Origin of the sequence: Streptomyces sp. NPDC050422 (assembly GCF_044458665.1) — a bacterium.
Taxonomy (GTDB): Bacteria; Actinomycetota; Actinomycetes; order Streptomycetales; family Streptomycetaceae; genus Streptomyces.
Genome location: NZ_JBITIE010000001.1, coordinates 501,067 through 518,009, shown reverse-complemented (window position 1 = coordinate 518,009; position 16,943 = coordinate 501,067). Strand labels below are relative to the sequence as shown.

Sequence of the window (16,943 nt, the reverse complement as noted above, 5' to 3'; positions counted from 1 at the left end):
CCGCTCGGGTGTTTCGTTTGCTGCCTGCACGTCCTTACCGTATCGGCATGGCAGCCACCACCCACACAGTGTCCAACCAGGCCCCTCCCCTCCTCGGCTACGACGTATTCGGCGCGGACCGGGCGCTCACCGAAGCCGTGGAGCGGCACCTCCCGGCCGACCTGCTCGACGACGCGCGCAGCGGGCTCGCCGAACTCGGCCGGTCCGCCGGATCCGCCCAGGCCGCGGAGTGGGGCGTGCAGGCCAACGAGAATCCACCGAGGCTGCGCACCCATGACCGGTACGGGAATCGCATCGACGAGGTGGAGTTCCACCCGGCCTGGCACCGACTGCTCGGCCATGCCGTCACAGCCGGTCTGACCGACGCCTGGGACCGGCCGGGCGGGCATGTGCGCCGGACCGCCGGCTTCCTGGTGTGGACGCAGGCCGAGGCAGGCCACGGCTGCCCGCTCTCGATGACGCACGCGGCGGTACCCGCGCTGCGGACCGATCCGGCGGTCGCCGCCGAGTGGGAGCCGCTGCTGACCTCACGTGTGTACGAGGAGGAGCTGCTTCCGGCCGGGCAGAAGACCGGGGCGCTCCTCGGGATGGGCATGACGGAGAAGCAGGGCGGCACGGACGTGCGGTCCAACACGACGCGCGCCGAGCCGCTCGCGGCCGAGGGGGAGTATCTGCTCACCGGGCACAAGTGGTTCTGCTCGGCGCCGATGTCCGACGGGTTCCTGGTCCTTGCGCAGGCCCCCGGCGGACTGACGTGCTTCCTGCTGCCCCGGATGCTGGCGGACGGCACGCGCAACGTGTTCGCGATCCAGCGGCTGAAGGACAAGCTGGGCAACCGGTCCAACGCCTCGGCCGAGGTCGAGTTCGACGGTACGTGGGCGCGCCGGGTCGGTGAGGAGGGGCGCGGGGTGCGCACCATCATCGACATGGTGGCGGCGACCCGGCTGGACTGTGTGACCGGCTCGGCGGCGCTGATGCGGCAGGCGGTGGCGCAGGCGGTCCACCACGCCACGTACCGCAGCGCGTTCGGCGGGGTGCTGGTCGACAAGCCGCTGATGCGCAATGTGCTGGCCGATCTGGCGCTGGAGTCGGAGGCCGCGACGGTGCTGGCGATGCGGCTCGCGGCCGCCTACGACGCCGGGACGGAGAGCGAGGCGGCGTTCCTGCGGATCGCGGTGCCCGCGGCGAAGTACTGGGTGACGAAGCGGTGCACGCCGCTGGTGGCCGAGGCACTGGAATGCCTGGGCGGCAACGGCTATGTGGAGGAGTCGGGGATGCCGCGGCTGCTGCGCGAGGCGCCGCTCAACTCGATCTGGGAGGGCTCGGGGAACGTCCAGGCGCTGGATGTGCTGCGGGCCCTGCAACGGGAGCCGCTGGCGCTCAACGCGTTCCTCTCGGAGGTCGGGCGGGCGCGGGGCGCCGACCACCGTCTCGACCGGGCGATCAAGGACCTGCTGACCGAGCTCGCCGATCTGCACGGGATCGAGGCGCGGGCCCGCCGGCTCGTGGAGCGGATGGCGCTGGTGCTGCAGGGTTCGCTGCTGGTGCGCTGGGCTCCGCCGGAGGTCGCCGACGCGTTCTGCGCGTCACGGCTTGGCGGGGAGTGGGGTTCGGCCTTCGGGACCCTGCCGCACACCCTGGACCTGGCGTCGGTCGTCGAGCGGGCCCGGCCCGTGGAGCGTTGACCCGTGCGGGGCCAGCAACAGGGGGTGGTGCTGCGCCGACACGGCACCACCCCCCATGCTGTGCACACCGCACTTCGATGCCGAAACCTCTCCGTGCGGTGTTCCGTCACTCTTGTACGGTCGAAGGGCCGCCGCCAGAGTTGCAGAGGGTTGCAACCATTGTGTGGAGTTGCGACACCGGGCCCCCTGAAGCGGCAGGATAGGCGCCGTGGCCCTTGGCACGGTCCTGGTACTGGCACTGGCACCTGAGGGGGATCCGACGTGGAGACAAGTCCTGCCGACGTGATGCGGCCGGCTGCGCAGGGATCCGGCCCGTCCATGCGCCTGCTCCACCGGGCCCGGGAGGCACGGATGGCGGGGCAACGGATGCCGGTCCGGCCGCGTGCGGAGATCGGGGCCTCCTGGGACCGGGTACTGCGCAGCGGCATCGATCCGGAGCAGTCCACCCGGAGCGTGCTGCTGGAGCTGGAGGAGATCGAGCACCGGCGCCGCAGTTCTGTGCTGGGCGAGGTGATGCCGCTCCTCAGTGAGGGTCTGGTGAGCATCACGGACACCTCGCAGCAGATCATGGTGGTCACCGATGTGGAGGGCCGGGTGCTGTGGCGCCAGGGCAACACGGGGATCCTGCGCCGGGCCGACGACATCTGTCTGGCCGAGGGCGCGGCCTGGTCGGAGGAGATCACCGGCACCAACGCGATCGGGACCGCGCTCGCCTCGCGTGCGCCCGTGCAGGTCCACTCCGCGGAGCACTTCGTGCGCAGTCTGCACGGGTGGACGTGCGCGGCGGCCCCGGTGCGCGATCCGCGCGACGGCCGGCTGATGGGGATCGTCGACATCAGCGGTCCGGCGAACACCTTCCACCCCACGACGCTCGCTCTGGTCGGTTCGGTGGCCCGGCTGGCCGAGAGCGAGATCAGGACCCGGCACCTGCAGTCGATCGACCGCCTGCGTGCGGTGGCGGCGCCCATGCTGTGCCGGCTGGGAGGCCGGGCGCTCGCGGTGGACGGCAACGGCTGGCTGGCCGCGGTCACGGGGATGCCGCCGGTGGACCGGCTGCCGCTGCCGAAGTCCGTGCAGCCGGGGCGGGTGTGGCTGCCCTCGCTCGGGATGTGCCGGGTGGAGCCGCTGCCGGGCGGCTGGCTGGTGCAGGTGGCGGACGGGGCGATGGACAGCCCGCCGCGCCGGGTCGTGCTGGATCTGAGCATGCCGGGCGGCCTCGCGGTGAATGTGGTGAGCCCGGTGGGCACGTGGACGCAGCGGCTCTCCCCGCGCCACGCCGAGCTGCTGTACGCGCTGGCCCTGCACCCCGAGGGACGTACGGCGTCCGAGCTGGCGGAGGACCTCTTCGGTGACGCGACCAGGACGGTGACGGTCCGGGCCGAGATCTCGCGGCTGCGGCGCCATCTCGCGGAGGTGCTGGCGCACCGCCCGTACCGCTTCGGCGAGGGGGTCGAGGTGGAGGTGATCGGTCCGGAGCACCCGGGCGATCTGCTGCCGCGGTCGAAGGCGCCGGTGGTGGTGGCGGCCCGCAACGCCCCCTGAACCCTGTTCCCGCAGGTCCGGGGCGCCTCGATGCGGGTACCGGCTTGGGATGGGGCGAGGGGGCATGGTTCTCTGGCAGTCATGAGCAACCCCGCGCGTCCATCCGACCCCGCCCTCGCCGAGGTGACCATCTGGTCCCTGGAGCAGACCTCCCCCGACGACCTGCAGCCCTCGGCCGTGCCGGGGCCCGACGTACGGATCGTCCGGTCCGAGGTGCCGCTGCCCGAGTTCAGCCGGTTCCTCTACACGGCGGTCGGCGGCGACATCCAGTGGACGGACCGGCTGTCGATGACGTACGCCGAGTGGCAGGAGGTCCTGGACCGGCCGGGCGCGGAGACCTGGGTGGCGTACGTGAACGGGACGCCGGCCGGGTACGTGGAGCTGGACCCGCAGGACGACGGTGTCGTCGAGATCATGTACTTCGGCCTTCTGCCGGCCTTCCGCGGACGCCGGATCGGCGGGCATCTGCTCTCGTACGGGGTCGCCCGCGCCTGGGACCTGGCGGGGCGGTGGCCGGAGCGGCCCGCGACGAAGCGGGTGTGGGTGCACACCTGCTCCAAGGACGGGCCGCACGCGATGGGCAACTATCAGCGTCGGGGCTTCCGGCTGTTCGCTACCCGGACGGAGCTGGAGCCCGAGGTCGTCACCCCGGGTCCGTGGCCGGATTCGGGCCGGCCGTCGCTTCCCTAGCCTTCCCCTGTAAGAAATGCACACGGTTGTCCGGTTTTCCGGCCGACAGGCGCCCGTCACTCACGTGACGGGCGCCACAACGTCCCACCTGCCGGGACAGTCTCGTCCACATCATGGATAGTGGTGGACTGCTCCGAGACCCGCGTGACACGCTTCCGCCATGCCTGGAACTGGAATTGCCTTGGTGAGTCGACGCCACGTCGACCTCGGCCGCATGTCCAGCGCCATCTGTCCGGCGGGCTGAGAGTCCCAGCACCGCCGCGATCACCCTTTCTCTGCAAACCCTGCGCACCGCCGCGCCCAGACGCGAGTGTGCAGTTCAGAGCCGCCCTCCTGCAGTCCCGAAGGACGTACTGTCATGGCCGCTACCCCGGAACAGCCCGCGCCCGCCGCGCCCCGCCGCAAAGCGGGACGCCACCGTGGCGAAGGTCAGTGGGCCCTGGGGCACTACACCCCGCTGAACGGCAATGAGCAGTTCAAGAAGGACGACGACAGTCTCAACGTGCGGACACGCATTGAGACGATCTACTCCAAGCGTGGGTTCGACTCGATCGACCCCAACGACCTTCGCGGACGCATGCGCTGGTGGGGCCTGTACACGCAGCGGCGGGCCGGTATCGACGGCGGCAAGACAGCGGTGCTGGAGCCCGAGGAGCTCGAGGACAAGTACTTCATGATGCGGGTCCGCATCGACGGCGGAAGGCTGACCACCGCTCAGCTGCGCGTCATCGGTGAGATCTCCGAGGAGTACGCCCGCGGCAGCGCGGACATCACCGACCGGCAGAACGTCCAGTTGCACTGGATCCGCATCGAGGACGTCCCGGCGATCTGGGAGAAGCTGGAGGCCGTCGGCCTCTCCACCACCGAGGCGTGCGGTGACTGCCCCCGCACGATGATCGGTTCACCGGTGGCCGGCATCGCCGCCGACGAGATCATCGACGGCACCCCGGCCCTGGACGAGATCCACGAGCGCTACATCGGCAATCCGGAGTTCTCCAACCTGCCGCGCAAGTTCAAGACCGCCATCTCCGGCTCCCCGGTGCAGGACGTGGTGCACGAGATCAACGACATCGCGTTCGTCGGCGTCGAGCACCCCGAGCACGGCCCCGGCTTCGACCTCTGGGTCGGCGGCGGTCTCTCCACCAACCCGCGACTGGCCGAACGCCTCGGTGCCTGGGTGCCGTTGGACGAGGTCGCGGACGTGTGGGCCGGTGTCGTGGGGATCTTCCGCGACTACGGCTACCGCCGGCTCCGCAACCGCGCCCGGCTGAAGTTCCTGGTCGCCGACTGGGGCGTCGCCAAGTTCCGCCAGGTACTGGAGGACGAGTACCTCAAGCGTCCGCTGCTGGACGGCCCCGCGCCCGCGGAGCCCAGCAGCCGGTGGCGCGACCACATCGGTGTCCACCCGCAGCAGGACGGCCGTTCCTACGTCGGTTTCGCGCCGCGCGTCGGACGGGTCGACGGGTCCACCCTCGCCAAGGTCGCCGATCTCGCGGAGGCGCACGGTTCCGGCCGGGTGCGTACCACCGTCGAGCAGAAGATGATCATCCTCGATGTGGAACAGGACCGGGTCGAGTCCCTGTCAGCCGGTCTCGAGGCACTCGGCTTCCAGGTGAAGCCGTCCACGTTCCGCCGCGGCACGATGGCCTGCACCGGCATCGAGTACTGCAAGCTGGCCATCGTCGAGACCAAGGCGCGCGGCGCCGCGCTCATCGACGAACTGGAGCGCCGCCTCCCGGAGTTCGACGAGCCGCTCACCATCAACATCAACGGCTGCCCCAACGCCTGCGCCCGCATCCAGACCGCGGACATCGGCCTCAAGGGCCAGCTCATGCTGGACGGCGAGGGCAACCAGGTGGAGGGCTACCAGGTGCACCTGGGCGGCGCGCTCGGCCTGGAGGCCGGCTTCGGCCGCAAGGTCCGCGGCCTGAAGGTCACCTCGGCCGAACTGCCCGACTACGTCGAGCGGGTGCTCGGGAACTTCCAGAAGGAGCGCGAGGAAGACGAGCGCTTCGCGACCTGGGCGGCCCGGGCCAGTGCGGAGTCCCTGTCATGAGCGGGCGGGCGGCACCGTTCCACTGCCCCTACTGCGGCGACGAGGACCTGCGCCCGCACGAGGCGGGGCACGGGGCCTGGGAATGCGCCTCCTGCAACCGGGCGTTCCAGCTGAAGTTCCTGGGCCTGCTGGCCCGGGGACTGGAGCGCAACAACGGTGAAGGGGACGGGATATGACGGACACCCTGCAGAGCGAGGAGCTCTCCGCGGCCGAGCTCAAGGACCTGGCCGAGCGCGCGGGCCTGGAGCTGGAGGACGCCTCCGCACTGGAGATCCTCCAGTGGGCCACCCGGACGTTCGGCCCGCGGTTCTGCGTGACGTCGTCGATGGAGGACGCGGTCGTCGCGCACCTCGCCTCCCGCGCGCTGCCCGGGGTGGGCGTGGTCTTCCTCGACACGGGCTACCACTTCCCCGAGACCATCGGCACGCGGGACGCGGTGGAGGCGGTGATGGACGTCAACGTCATCACGCTGACCCCGCGGCAGACCGTGGCCGAGCAGGACGCCGAGTACGGGCCGAAGCTGCACGACCGCGACCCGGACCTCTGCTGCAAGCTGCGCAAGGTCAAGCCGCTGGAGGAGGGCCTGACCTCGTACGCGGCCTGGGCGACCGGGCTGCGCCGCGACGAGTCCCCCACCCGGGCGAACACCCCGGTGGTCGGCTGGGACGAGAAGCGGCAGAAGGTCAAGGTCTCGCCGATCGCCCGCTGGACCCAGGACGACGTCGACGCGTACGTCGCCGAGCACGGGGTGCTCACCAACCCGCTGCTGATGGACGGTTACGCCTCCGTGGGCTGCGCCCCCTGCACCCGCCGGGTGCTGGAGGGCGAGGACGCACGGGCCGGACGCTGGGCCGGGCGCGGCAAGACCGAATGCGGGCTGCACGACTGATGACGACTGATCAGGAGACTTCGATGAGCGTGACGGAGACGGGAGCCACCGTCTGGCTGACCGGTCTGCCGAGCGCGGGCAAGACCACCATCGCGTACGAACTCGCCGGGCGGCTGCGCGGCGAGGGCCACCGGGTGGAGGTGCTCGACGGTGACGAGATCCGCGAGTTCCTCTCCGCGGGCCTCGGCTTCACCCGCGAGGACCGCCACACCAACGTCCAGCGGATCGGCTTCGTCGCCGGACTCCTGGCGGCCAACGGCGTGAAGGTGCTGGTCCCGGTCATCGCCCCGTACGCGGACAGCCGTGACGCGGTCCGCAAGCGGCACCAGGCCGAGGGCACCGCCTATCTGGAGGTGCACGTCGCCACTCCGGTCGAGGTGTGCTCGGTACGTGATGTGAAGGGGCTCTACGCCAAGCAGGCGGCGGGCGAGATCAGCGGGCTGACCGGGGTGGACGACCCCTACGAGGCGCCCGAGTCGCCCGATCTGCGGATCGAGTCGCACCAGCAGACCGTGCAGGAGTCCGCGGCGGAGCTGTACGCGCTGCTGAGCGAGAGGGGTGCAGCGTGACGACCGTCGCGACTGTGTCGGAAGGCACCGCCAACCCGTACGCACTCAGCCACCTGGACTCCCTGGAGTCCGAGGCGGTGCACATCTTCCGCGAGGTGGCGGGAGAGTTCGAGCGGCCGGTGATCCTGTTCTCCGGCGGCAAGGACTCGATCCTGATGCTGCACCTGGCACTCAAGGCGTTCGCGCCCGCGCCGGTGCCGTTCACGCTGCTGCACGTGGACACCGGGCACAACTTCCCCGAGGTCCTGGAGTACCGCGACCGCACGGTCGCCGAACACGGGCTGCGCCTGCACGTCGCCTCCGTCCAGGAGTACATCGACGCCGGGAAACTCCGCGAGCGCCCCGACGGCACCCGCAACCCGCTGCAGACCGTGCCGCTGACCGAGGCGATCCAGCAGCACCGCTTCGACGCCGTGTTCGGCGGCGGCCGCCGCGACGAGGAGAAGGCGCGCGCCAAGGAGCGGGTCTTCTCACTGCGTGACGAGTTCTCCCAGTGGGACCCGCGCCGCCAGCGCCCCGAACTGTGGCAGCTCTACAACGGCCGGCACGCCGCCGGTGAGCACGTCCGGGTCTTCCCGATCTCCAACTGGACCGAGCTCGACGTGTGGCAGTACATCGAGCGCGAGGGCATCGAGCTCCCCCAGATCTACTTCGCCCACGAGCGCGAGGTCTTCAACCGTTCCGGCATGTGGCTGACCGCGGGCGACTGGGGCGGCCCCAAGGAGCACGAGAAGACCGAGACGCGTCAGGTGCGCTACCGCACGGTCGGCGACATGTCCTGCACCGGCGCCGTCGACTCCGACGCCACCACGCTGGACGCCGTGATCACCGAGATCGCCGCCTCCCGGCTCACGGAGCGGGGCGCGACCCGCGCCGACGACAAGATGTCCGAGGCCGCGATGGAAGACCGTAAGCGCGAGGGGTACTTCTAAAATGACCACACCTACCCAGTTGGCCGAGCAGTTGTCGACCACCACCCTGCTGCGGTTCGCCACCGCGGGGTCCGTCGACGACGGCAAGTCCACCCTCGTCGGACGGCTGCTGCACGACTCCAAGTCGGTCCTCACCGACCAGCTGGAGGCGGTCGAGGACGCGTCCCGCAAGCGCGGCCAGGAGGCGCCGGACCTGGCACTGCTGACCGACGGGCTGCGGGCCGAGCGCGAGCAGGGCATCACCATCGATGTCGCCTACCGCTACTTCGCCACCCCCCGGCGCCGGTTCATCCTCGCCGACACCCCGGGCCACGTGCAGTACACCCGCAACATGGTGACGGGCGCCTCCACGGCCGAGCTGGCCGTGGTCCTGGTCGACGCCCGCAACGGTGTGGTGGAGCAGACCCGCCGGCACGCCGCCGTCGCTGCCCTGCTGCGTGTCCCGCACGTGGTGCTGGCCGTGAACAAGATGGACCTGGTCGAGTACGCGGAGCCGGTGTTCGCCGCCATCGCGGAGGAGTTCACCGCCTACGCGGCCTCCCTCGGCGTCCCGGAGATCACCGCCATCCCGATCTCCGCCCTGGCCGGCGACAACGTCGTGGAACCCTCCGCGAACATGGACTGGTACGGCGGCCCGACCGTCCTGGAACACCTGGAGACGGTCCCGGTCAGCCACGACCTCACCGCCTGTCACGCCCGGTTCCCCGTCCAGTACGTGATCCGGCCGCAGACCGCCGAGCTCCCCGACTACCGCGGCTACGCCGGCCAGATCGCCGCCGGTGTGTTCCGGGTCGGCGAGCCCGTCACCGTCCTGCCCTCCGGCCGTACGTCGACGATCGCCGGGATCGATCTGCTCGGCGACAGTGTGGACATCGCCTGGGCCCCCCAGTCGGTCACCCTGCGTCTGACCGACGACATCGACGTCTCGCGCGGCGACCTGATCGCCCCGGCGAACGACTCCCCCGCCGTCACCCAGGACGTCGAGGCGACCGTCTGCCACGTCGCCGACCAGCCGCTCACCGTGGGCCAACGGGTGCTGCTCAAGCACACCACCCGCACGGTCAAGGCGATCGTCAAGGACATCCCGTCCCGGCTGACCCTGGACGACCTGTCGCAGCACCCGGCACCCGGCCGGCTCGTCGCCAACGACATAGGCCGCGTCGTGGTCCGTACCGCCGAGCCGCTCGCGCTCGACGCGTACGCCGACTCGCGCCGCACCGGCTCCTTCCTGCTGATCGACCCGGCCGACGGCACCACGCTCTCGGCCGGAATGGCGGGCGCCTCCTTCGCCGCCGTGGCGCAGCCGGAGACCCCGTCCGACGACGACGCGGAGTGGGACTTCTGATGAGCACCGACGTCTTCTCGACCTTCGCGAAGGAGGGCGGCCGCGTCGGCAGCGGCGCCCTCGGCAGCGGCCAGGGCGGGGTTGCGCGATGTGCGCGTTGACGTACGCGCACTGCCTGCGCGCCCGGCAGCACCAACCGCACCGCCCGCACCGCCAGTTCAGACGAAGACCTGCCGACTTCCCGGCCACCTCCCCGGACTTCCGAGGGACGTGAGCACCGGGCCTCCGAGAGGACAACCTCCCGTGCCTGCCCCTCGTACCCCGCTCCGCCGCAGCATCGCCGCTGCCGCCGCCCTGCCGCTGCTCGCCGTGGTACTCACCGCCTGCGGCTACGGCTCCGACGCGAAGGACGACGACGCCAAGAAGGCGAACGTCGCCGCCGACGGAAAGAAGCTCTCCGCCGACACCGTGCGGATCGGGTACTTCCCGAACCTCACGCACGCCACCGCGCTCGTTGGCGACCAGGAGGGTCTGTTCCAGAAGGAGTTGGGCGGCACCCAGCTGAAGACCTCGACCTTCAACGCGGGTCCGTCCGAGATCGAGGCGCTGAACGCCGACTCGATCGACATCGGATTCATCGGCCCCTCGCCGTCCATCAACGGCTACACGAAGTCCAAGGGCAAGAACCTGCGGATCGTGGGCGGTTCCGCCTCCGGCGGCGTGAAGCTGGTCGTCAACCCGAAGAAGATCAAGACCCTGGACGACCTCAAGGGCAAGAAGATCGCCACCCCGCAGCTCGGCAACACGCAGGACGTGGCCTTCCTCAACTGGATCTCCGAGAAGGGCTGGAAGGTCGACGCCCAGAGCGGCAAGGGCGACGTCTCCGTCGTCCGTACGGACAACAAGGTGACCCCGGACGCCTACAAGTCCGGTTCCATCGACGGCGCCTGGGTCCCCGAGCCGACCGCTTCCAAGCTGGTCGCCGAGGGCGCCAAGGAGCTGCTGAACGAGTCCACGCTGTGGCCCGACGACAAGTTCGTGATCACGAACATCATCGTGTCGCAGAAGTTCCTCAAGGAGCACCCGGACGTCGTCGAGGCGGTGCTGCGCGGCTCGGTGAACACGAACGCCTGGATCAACGCCAACCCGGACAAGGCGAAGGCCTCCGCGAACGCCGCGCTGAAGAAGCTCACCGGCAAGGAACTGCCGGCCGAGGTCATCGACCCGGCCTGGAAGTCGATCCAGATCACCGACGACCCGCTGGCCGCCACGCTCGACGCGCAGGCCGATCACGCGGTCAAGGCCGGTCTTCTGGAGGAGCCCGACCTGGGCGGCATCTACGACCTGAAGCCGCTGAACAAGGTCCTCAAGGCCGCGGGCAAGCCCGAGGTCGCCGACGCCGGTCTCGGCGTCAAGTAACCAGCCGCTCGAAGACCCCAGGAGGTGACGACCATGGCGAACACCCTCACCAAGGCCGAGGACCGTGTCGCGGTCGGGCACGCCGCTCGTCTCGCACATGTCTCGAAGTCCTTCGCCGGACCTACGGGAGCGCAGCTGGTCCTGGACGACATCACGCTCGATGTCGCCCCGGGCGAGTTCGTCACCCTCCTGGGAGCCTCCGGGTGCGGAAAGTCGACGCTGCTCAACCTGGTGGCCGGACTCGACCGCCCGACCGGGGGGACCATCGAGACCCCCGGCGGGCGGCCGGCCCTGATGTTCCAGGAGCACGCCCTGTTCCCGTGGCTGACCGCGGGCAAGAACATCGAACTGGCGCTGCGGCTGCGCGGCGTACCCAAGACGGAACGCCGCGCCGAGGCGGAGCGGCTGCTGGACCTGGTGCGCCTGAGCGGGGCGTACGGCAAGCGGGTGCACGAGCTGTCGGGCGGTATGCGGCAGCGGGTGGCGATGGCCCGCGCGCTCGCCCAGGACAGTCAACTGCTGCTGATGGACGAGCCGTTCGCCGCGCTCGACGCCATCACCCGGGACGTCCTGCACGACGAACTGACCCGGATCTGGCGCGAGACGAACGTGTCGGTCCTCTTCGTCACGCACAACGTGCGCGAGGCGGTACGTCTCGCCGAGCGCGTCGTGCTGCTCTCCTCCCGGCCCGGCCGCATCGCCCGCGAGTGGACGGTCGACATCGAGCAGCCGCGCCGTATCGAGGACACCGCCGTGGCGGAACTGTCCGTCGAGATCACCGAACAACTGCGTGGGGAGATCCGCCGTCATGGCCAGCACTGATATCAAGTCGGACGCGCCGGGGTCCGGCGGGGTCGGGCCCGACGCGGTGAAGCAGGACGACCTGGCCGGTCTGGAGGCCGGTCTGGACGCACTGGACGCCGTGCAGCTGCACCGCACCCCGGTGCGCGAGGTACTGCTGCGCAAGGTCCTTCCGCCGCTGCTGGCGGTGGCCCTGGTCGTCGTCGTCTGGCAGCTGCTCGTCTGGGCGCAGGTGACCGAGGACTACAAGCTGCCCTCGCCCTCCGCGGTCTGGGACAGCGTGGGCGACATGTGGCGGCAGGGGACCCTGCTGGAGGTGGTGTGGACCAGCGTCTCGCGCGGCCTGCTCGGCTTCCTGTTCTCGGTCGCCATCGGTACGCCGCTGGGTCTGCTGGTGGCCCGGGTGAAGTTCGTCCGTGCCGCGATCGGCCCGATCCTCTCCGGGCTGCAGTCCCTGCCGTCCGTGGCGTGGGTGGCTCCGGCCGTGATCTGGCTGGGTCTGAACGACTCGATGATGTTCGCGGTCATCCTGCTGGGCGCGGTGCCGTCGATCGCCAACGGCCTGGTGTCCGGCGTGGACCAGGTGCCGCCGCTCTTCCTCAGGGCGGGCCGGACCCTGGGCGCGACCGGTCTGCGGGGCACGTGGTTCATCGTCATGCCGGCGGCCCTGCCGGGCTATCTGGCCGGTCTGAAGCAGGGCTGGGCCTTCTCCTGGCGCTCGCTGATGGCCGCCGAGATCATCGCCTCGTCACCGGATCTCGGTCTGGGGCTGGGTCAGTTGCTGGAGAACGGCCGCAACAACGCGGACATGCCGGGGATCTTCCTCGCCATCCTCCTGATCCTGTTCGTCGGCATCGCGATCGATCTGCTCATCTTCAGTCCGCTGGAGCGGTGGGTGCTGCGCAGCCGCGGACTCCTCGTCAAGAACTGAGAGAGGGGCCGGGAATTGAGGGGTGGAAGAAGGAGCGGGGTTGGGTGCGTGCAGCTGCAAGGCGGAGGATTGAGGCATGGCGAATGGGGCCTCCCCCTGCTCGAGCGCAGCCGAGAGCTCGGGGAACATGGTGATTGACGACAACGCCGGAGGGGGCCCCTCCCGGCTCGAGCGAAGCCGAGAGTTGGGGGAGTGCGTGCCCAACCCCGCGACGCCGCCCCTCGATTCCCGGCCCCTCGGAGGGTGACATGACTGCCCCGGTCCTTCTCGTCATCGCCCACGGCAGCCGCGATCCGCGGCACGCCGCGACCGTGCACGCGCTCACCGCGCGAGTACGGGCGCTGCGGCCGGGACTGCGGGTGGAGACCGGGTTCCTGGACTTCAACGCACCGTCGGTGCCGCGGGTCCTGGAACGGCTGGACGCCGAGGGCCCAGGCGCGGTGGTGGCGCTTCCGCTGCTGCTCACCCGGGCGTTCCACGCCAAGTCCGACATCCCGGCGGTCCTGCGCGAGGCGCGCGCCCGGCTGCCGCGGCTGCGGGTGCGGCAGGCCGAGGTGCTCGGCCCCTCGCCGCTACTGAACTCCGCTTTGGAGCGGCGGCTGCGGGAGGCCGGGGTACGCCCCGCCGACCGAAGCTCGACCGGGCTCGTCCTGGCCTCGGCGGGCTCCGCAGACCCGGAGGCGATCGCAGTGATCGCTGAAATCGCGCGGGAGCTGCGGCACACCGGTTGGTGTTCCGTGCGGCCTGCGTTCGCCTCCGCATCCCATCCCCGTACCGAGGACGCGGTACGGGCCCTGCGGGCCGACGGTGTGCGGCGGGTGGCGGTGGCCCCGTACGTGATCGCGCCCGGCCGCCTCCCGGACCGCATCGCGGCAGGGGCGGCCGAGGCCCGCGCGGACGTGCTGGCCGGTGTGCTGGGCCCTTCGCCGGAGCTGGCGCGGCTGCTGCTGGACCGGTACGACGAGGCCCGCGTCCGCAGTGCCGTCGCCGCCCGGGTCAGCGCGTAGGCTGCCGCGTTCTCGCTCAGCCCACGTCCAGGCTTCCCGTGCGGGTCCGCTTGAGCTCGAAGAAGTCCTCGTGGCCGGCGAGCACCCGGAAGCTGTCGAACAGCCGCGCCGCCTCCTCACCGCGCGGCACCGCCCGCAGCACGGGGCCGAACCACACGGTCCCGTCGACGTGGAGGGTGGGTGTGCCCACGTATCCGTCCGCGTCCGGGTCCTTGCCGGCGTCGTGGCTGTGGCGCACCGCGTCGTCGTGCGCCGGGTCGTGCGCGGCCGCGGCCAGTTCGGCGGGCAGGCCGAGTTCGTCAAGGGACTGGGCGATCACCTCGTCGAAGTCCTCGCACTTCTGCTGGTGGATCCGGGTGCCGTAGGCCGTGTACAGGTCGCGCAGCACACCCTCGCCGCGCAGTCCGGCCGCCGCTGCGGCGACGCGTACCGGACCGATCGACTTGTCGACCAGCGTGCGGTACCAGTCGGGGAGTTCGTTGCCGGTGTTGTGCAGGTAGAGGCTCATCACATGGAAGCGGAGCTCGATGTCGCGCTGCTGCTCCACCTCCAGCATCCAGCGGGAGGTGATCCAGGCGAACGGGCAGGCCGGGTCGAAGTAGAAGTCGACGACGGCCCTGCCCGTGTCCGGGCTGCGGTGAGTGGTCATGGGACGAGCCTAGCCAGTCGATGGCTCACTCCCACGGGCCATTCAGCGCCCGTGGGAGTGGGCCATTCTCAGGTTGCGGTCCACTTCGGATCGCGGCCGCTCAGGGCCAGGGCGCGGGTGAGGTCGTCGGCCCCCGCATCGACGGTGACCTCGTCGGCGAACCCTTCGTACTGCCGGTAGAGCGCGGCGGTGCTCTCGACGATCGCCAGGACGTGGGCGGCCGCCCCCTCGGAGAGCCGGAACTCCTGGCCGGTCGCCCGGGCCACGTCCCAGCCGTGCAGGGCCGTCTCCTCGATGAGCATCGCGGCGGTGTCGGCGGCCGGGGTGGCGGACTCACCGGTGCCGATCGCGCCCTCCCAGACGGCCGGGTCCGACCAGGCGGCGACGGCGCGGTCCAGCTGGGCCGCGTACTGCTCGGCCCAGTCGGCGTCCGCGGTGAAGTCCCGGGCGGTGAGCTCCTCGGGGATCTCCGTGCGCAGGGCGCGGTGCTCCATGCCGTGCGAGGTGTAGAGCACCCAGTGGTTGATGAGCCCGCGGACGTCCCATCCGGCGCAGGGGGTGACGGGGGCGTCGAGCTGTTCGGGGCGGACGGCGCGGGCCACGCGGGCGGCTTCGGCGGCACATTCGGTCATGTGGGTGTGCTCGGTCTTCATGCACAGCACTCTAGGAAGGATCACCGTTCCCGGTCTTGAAGAAAGGCGACAGCCACCGGCCGCAGGGAGCACCGGACGGCCGGATTACTGTTCCTTCATGTCTGCATCGCTCCCCTCCCCGTCCCTCCCCTCCCCCGACGGTTCGTTCCTCATCGGCGGCGAGCTGCCCGTGCGCCGCCTCGGCTACGGCACCGCCCAGCTGACCGGCCCCGGTTACTGGGGCCCGCGCGGGGACCGCCGGGACGCGCTGACCGTGCTCCGGTCGGCCGTCGAGCAGGGCGTCACCCTGATCGACACCGCCGACAACTACGGCCCGGGGGTCGCCGAGGAGCTGGTGGCCGAAGCCCTGCACCCGTACCGCGACGACCTCGTGATCGCGACGAAGGGCGGAGTCGTACGGACCGGTGACAGCGCCTGGCACATCGCGGGGCGGCCCGAACAGCTGCGCGCGATGTGCGAGGCCAGTCTGCGCAGGCTGCGGACCGACCGGATCGACCTGTACCAGCTGCACCGGCTGGATCCGCAGGTGCCGATGGCCGAACAGATGGGGGCTCTGGACGCGCTGCGGCAGGAGGGTAAGATCCGGCACATCGGCCTGGACACCCTCACCGCCGACCAGCTGGAGCAGGCGCTCTCCCTGACCGGGATCGCCTCCGTGCAGAACCGCTTCAACCTCCTCGACCGCGCATCGGATGCGGTACTGAAGGTGTGCGAGACCCATGGCCTGGCGTTTCTCCCCTGGTTCCCGCTGGCCAATGGCGCGCTGACCGGCGAGGCCGCCGCCGCGCTCGACGGTGTCGCGCAGGGCCACGGCGCCACCCGCGGACAGATCGCCCTCGCCTGGCTGCTGCACCGCTCCCCCGTGCTGTGCCCCACCCCGGGCACCGGTTCGCCCGTGCACCTCGCGGAGAACCTGGGGGCACGGGACGTCCGGCTGACGACCGAGGACATGAGCCGCCTGGAGGCGCTCGCCCCCGCATGAAGGAGTACCCGCACGTGACCACGACCGCCGCCCCTGCCCCGCTCGGCCCGACCACCCGGATGCCGGTCATCCGGGCCGATCGCGTCTGCCTCGTACGGGAGGGGAACGTCCTGCTCGACTCGGTCTCGCTGACCGTGCGGAGTGGGGAGCACTGGGCCCTGCTCGGTGCCAACGGCGCGGGCAAGAGCACCCTGCTCGGGCTGCTCGGCGCGGTCACCCATCCCACCCGGGGCTCGGTGGAGGTGCTGGGGCGGACCCTCGGCCGGGTGGACCTGCGGGAGCTGCGGACCCTGCTGGGGCACGTCGATCCGCGCCATCCGCTGCGTTCCCCGCTGACCGTGAGCCAGGTGGTGCTGACGGGTCTGACCAACTCGGTCGTGCCGCTGCCGCGCTGGTCGCCCGGGGCGGAGCAGCGGGACCGGGCCGAGCGGCTGCTGAGGATGCTGGGCATGGGCGGCAGGACGGCGTCACGCTGGCCGACGCTCTCGCAGGGCGAGCGCGGTCGTACGCTCATCGCCCGCGCGCTGATGCCGCAGCCCCGGCTGCTTCTGCTCGACGAGCCGGCCACGGGGCTGGATCTGGCCGCCCGGGAGCAGTTGCTGGACAGTCTGGACGCGTTGCGCGAGGAGAATCCGGAGCTGGCGACGGTCCTGGTCACACACCATCTGGAGGAGCTGCCGGCCTCCACCACGCACGCGATGCTGCTGCGCGGCGGGCGGTGTACGGCCTCGGGGCCGGCCGACGAGGTGCTGACCACGGATCACGTCAGTGACTGCTTCGGTCATCCGGTACGGATTACCCGCACGGACGGACGGTGGACGGCGCGGGCCCGACGGGCGGCCCGTCGCTGACA

18 protein-coding genes are annotated in these 16,943 nt (G+C 70.9%); 16 read left to right on the top strand and 2 right to left on the bottom strand.

Annotation, left to right across the window (positions count from 1 at the left end):
* Nucleotides 1-47 precede the first annotated feature (47 nt).
* From ACIBJG_RS02220 to ACIBJG_RS02155, 14 genes are all read left to right on the top strand, one after another.
* The gene (locus ACIBJG_RS02220) at nucleotides 48-1,685 is read left to right on the top strand and encodes an acyl-CoA dehydrogenase family protein (RefSeq protein ID WP_399302995.1); all 1,638 of its coding nucleotides are present in this window, start codon (nucleotides 48-50) and stop codon (nucleotides 1,683-1,685) included.
* A gap of 318 nt (nucleotides 1,686-2,003) precedes the next feature.
* Nucleotides 2,004-3,227 (top strand): GAF domain-containing protein, encoded by a 1,224-nt coding sequence (locus ACIBJG_RS02215; RefSeq protein WP_399302993.1) that lies wholly within the window; start codon nucleotides 2,004-2,006, stop codon nucleotides 3,225-3,227.
* Between the two features lie 81 nt (nucleotides 3,228-3,308).
* On the top strand, nucleotides 3,309-3,917 hold the full coding sequence (locus tag ACIBJG_RS02210; protein ID WP_399302991.1) for a GNAT family N-acetyltransferase: 609 nt from the start codon (nucleotides 3,309-3,311) through the stop codon (nucleotides 3,915-3,917).
* A gap of 160 nt (nucleotides 3,918-4,077) precedes the next feature.
* Nucleotides 4,078-4,161: a putative leader peptide gene (locus tag ACIBJG_RS02205; protein WP_316248393.1), complete on the top strand. Its 84-nt coding sequence runs from the start codon at nucleotides 4,078-4,080 to the stop codon at nucleotides 4,159-4,161.
* Nucleotides 4,162-4,275: 114 nt separating this feature from the next.
* On the top strand, nucleotides 4,276-5,973 hold the full coding sequence (locus ACIBJG_RS02200; protein WP_399302989.1) for a nitrite/sulfite reductase: 1,698 nt from the start codon (nucleotides 4,276-4,278) through the stop codon (nucleotides 5,971-5,973).
* The gene (locus tag ACIBJG_RS02195) at nucleotides 5,970-6,149 is read left to right on the top strand and encodes a hypothetical protein (protein ID WP_399302987.1); all 180 of its coding nucleotides are present in this window, start codon (nucleotides 5,970-5,972) and stop codon (nucleotides 6,147-6,149) included. The genes ACIBJG_RS02200 and ACIBJG_RS02195 overlap by 4 nt, the downstream gene beginning before the upstream one ends.
* Nucleotides 6,146-6,862: a phosphoadenylyl-sulfate reductase gene (locus ACIBJG_RS02190; RefSeq protein ID WP_399302985.1), complete on the top strand. Its 717-nt coding sequence runs from the start codon at nucleotides 6,146-6,148 to the stop codon at nucleotides 6,860-6,862. The genes ACIBJG_RS02195 and ACIBJG_RS02190 overlap by 4 nt, the downstream gene beginning before the upstream one ends.
* Nucleotides 6,862-7,431 (top strand): adenylyl-sulfate kinase, encoded by a 570-nt coding sequence (gene cysC, locus ACIBJG_RS02185; RefSeq protein WP_399302983.1) that lies wholly within the window; start codon nucleotides 6,862-6,864, stop codon nucleotides 7,429-7,431. The genes ACIBJG_RS02190 and cysC overlap by 1 nt, the downstream gene beginning before the upstream one ends.
* A complete protein-coding gene (cysD, locus tag ACIBJG_RS02180) occupies nucleotides 7,428-8,363 on the top strand; it encodes a sulfate adenylyltransferase subunit CysD (RefSeq protein WP_399302981.1) in 936 nt (311 codons plus the stop codon). Before cysC ends, cysD begins: the two co-directional genes overlap by 4 nt.
* A 1-nt stretch (nucleotide 8,364) precedes the next feature.
* The gene (locus tag ACIBJG_RS02175) at nucleotides 8,365-9,708 is read left to right on the top strand and encodes a sulfate adenylyltransferase subunit 1 (protein ID WP_399302979.1); all 1,344 of its coding nucleotides are present in this window, start codon (nucleotides 8,365-8,367) and stop codon (nucleotides 9,706-9,708) included.
* A 243-nt stretch (nucleotides 9,709-9,951) separates the two neighbouring features.
* Nucleotides 9,952-11,067 carry an aliphatic sulfonate ABC transporter substrate-binding protein gene (locus tag ACIBJG_RS02170; RefSeq protein ID WP_399302978.1) on the top strand — a complete coding sequence of 372 codons (1,116 nt, stop codon included), beginning with the start codon at nucleotides 9,952-9,954 and terminating at the stop codon, nucleotides 11,065-11,067.
* Between the two features lie 33 nt (nucleotides 11,068-11,100).
* Complete coding sequence (locus ACIBJG_RS02165; RefSeq protein WP_399302976.1) at nucleotides 11,101-11,889, top strand: ABC transporter ATP-binding protein; 789 nt, start codon at nucleotides 11,101-11,103, stop codon at nucleotides 11,887-11,889.
* Nucleotides 11,876-12,799 (top strand): ABC transporter permease, encoded by a 924-nt coding sequence (locus ACIBJG_RS02160; protein ID WP_399302974.1) that lies wholly within the window; start codon nucleotides 11,876-11,878, stop codon nucleotides 12,797-12,799. Before ACIBJG_RS02165 ends, ACIBJG_RS02160 begins: the two co-directional genes overlap by 14 nt.
* A 248-nt stretch (nucleotides 12,800-13,047) precedes the next feature.
* Complete coding sequence (locus ACIBJG_RS02155; protein ID WP_399302972.1) at nucleotides 13,048-13,806, top strand: sirohydrochlorin chelatase; 759 nt, start codon at nucleotides 13,048-13,050, stop codon at nucleotides 13,804-13,806.
* 16 nt (nucleotides 13,807-13,822) lie between these two features.
* Here ACIBJG_RS02155 and ACIBJG_RS02150 read toward each other — a convergent pair whose 3' ends face one another.
* Nucleotides 13,823-14,455 carry a DsbA family protein gene (locus tag ACIBJG_RS02150; protein WP_399302970.1) on the bottom strand — a complete coding sequence of 211 codons (633 nt, stop codon included), beginning with the start codon at nucleotides 14,453-14,455 and terminating at the stop codon, nucleotides 13,823-13,825.
* A gap of 68 nt (nucleotides 14,456-14,523) precedes the next feature.
* Nucleotides 14,524-15,108, bottom strand: a complete 585-nt coding sequence (locus ACIBJG_RS02145; RefSeq protein ID WP_399302968.1) for a TIGR03086 family metal-binding protein — start codon at nucleotides 15,106-15,108, stop codon at nucleotides 14,524-14,526.
* Between the two features lie 97 nt (nucleotides 15,109-15,205).
* On the opposite strand from ACIBJG_RS02145, the gene ACIBJG_RS02140 reads away from it, so the two are divergent.
* Together ACIBJG_RS02140 and ACIBJG_RS02135 are read left to right on the top strand one after the other, a co-directional pair.
* The gene (locus tag ACIBJG_RS02140; protein ID WP_399302966.1) at nucleotides 15,206-16,090 is read left to right on the top strand and encodes an aldo/keto reductase; all 885 of its coding nucleotides are present in this window, start codon (nucleotides 15,206-15,208) and stop codon (nucleotides 16,088-16,090) included.
* Between the two features lie 14 nt (nucleotides 16,091-16,104).
* Nucleotides 16,105-16,941, top strand: coding sequence for an ABC transporter ATP-binding protein (locus tag ACIBJG_RS02135; RefSeq protein ID WP_399302964.1), 837 nt, complete (start codon nucleotides 16,105-16,107; stop codon nucleotides 16,939-16,941).
* The last annotated feature ends 2 nt before the right edge of the window (nucleotides 16,942-16,943 follow it).

Excerpts from the sequence above, each read along its gene's own strand:
- ACIBJG_RS02220 (WP_399302995.1), top strand. The coding sequence starts at position 48 with ATGGCAGCCACCACCCACACAGTGTCCAACCAGGCCCCTCCCCTCCTC.
- ACIBJG_RS02215 (WP_399302993.1), top strand. The coding sequence starts at position 2,004 with ATGCGCCTGCTCCACCGGGCCCGGGAGGCACGGATGGCGGGGCAACGG.
- ACIBJG_RS02210 (WP_399302991.1), top strand. The coding sequence starts at position 3,309 with ATGAGCAACCCCGCGCGTCCATCCGACCCCGCCCTCGCCGAGGTGACC.
- ACIBJG_RS02205 (WP_316248393.1), top strand. The coding sequence starts at position 4,078 with ATGCCTGGAACTGGAATTGCCTTGGTGAGTCGACGCCACGTCGACCTC.
- ACIBJG_RS02200 (WP_399302989.1), top strand. The coding sequence starts at position 4,276 with ATGGCCGCTACCCCGGAACAGCCCGCGCCCGCCGCGCCCCGCCGCAAA.
- ACIBJG_RS02195 (WP_399302987.1), top strand. The coding sequence starts at position 5,970 with ATGAGCGGGCGGGCGGCACCGTTCCACTGCCCCTACTGCGGCGACGAG.
- ACIBJG_RS02190 (WP_399302985.1), top strand. The coding sequence starts at position 6,146 with ATGACGGACACCCTGCAGAGCGAGGAGCTCTCCGCGGCCGAGCTCAAG.
- cysC (WP_399302983.1), top strand. The coding sequence starts at position 6,862 with ATGACGACTGATCAGGAGACTTCGATGAGCGTGACGGAGACGGGAGCC.
- ACIBJG_RS02175 (WP_399302979.1), top strand. The coding sequence starts at position 8,365 with ATGACCACACCTACCCAGTTGGCCGAGCAGTTGTCGACCACCACCCTG.
- ACIBJG_RS02165 (WP_399302976.1), top strand. The coding sequence starts at position 11,101 with ATGGCGAACACCCTCACCAAGGCCGAGGACCGTGTCGCGGTCGGGCAC.
- ACIBJG_RS02160 (WP_399302974.1), top strand. The coding sequence starts at position 11,876 with ATGGCCAGCACTGATATCAAGTCGGACGCGCCGGGGTCCGGCGGGGTC.
- ACIBJG_RS02155 (WP_399302972.1), top strand. The coding sequence starts at position 13,048 with ATGACTGCCCCGGTCCTTCTCGTCATCGCCCACGGCAGCCGCGATCCG.
- ACIBJG_RS02150 (WP_399302970.1), bottom strand. The coding sequence starts at position 14,455 with ATGACCACTCACCGCAGCCCGGACACGGGCAGGGCCGTCGTCGACTTC.
- ACIBJG_RS02145 (WP_399302968.1), bottom strand. The coding sequence starts at position 15,108 with ATGAAGACCGAGCACACCCACATGACCGAATGTGCCGCCGAAGCCGCC.
- ACIBJG_RS02140 (WP_399302966.1), top strand. The coding sequence starts at position 15,206 with ATGTCTGCATCGCTCCCCTCCCCGTCCCTCCCCTCCCCCGACGGTTCG.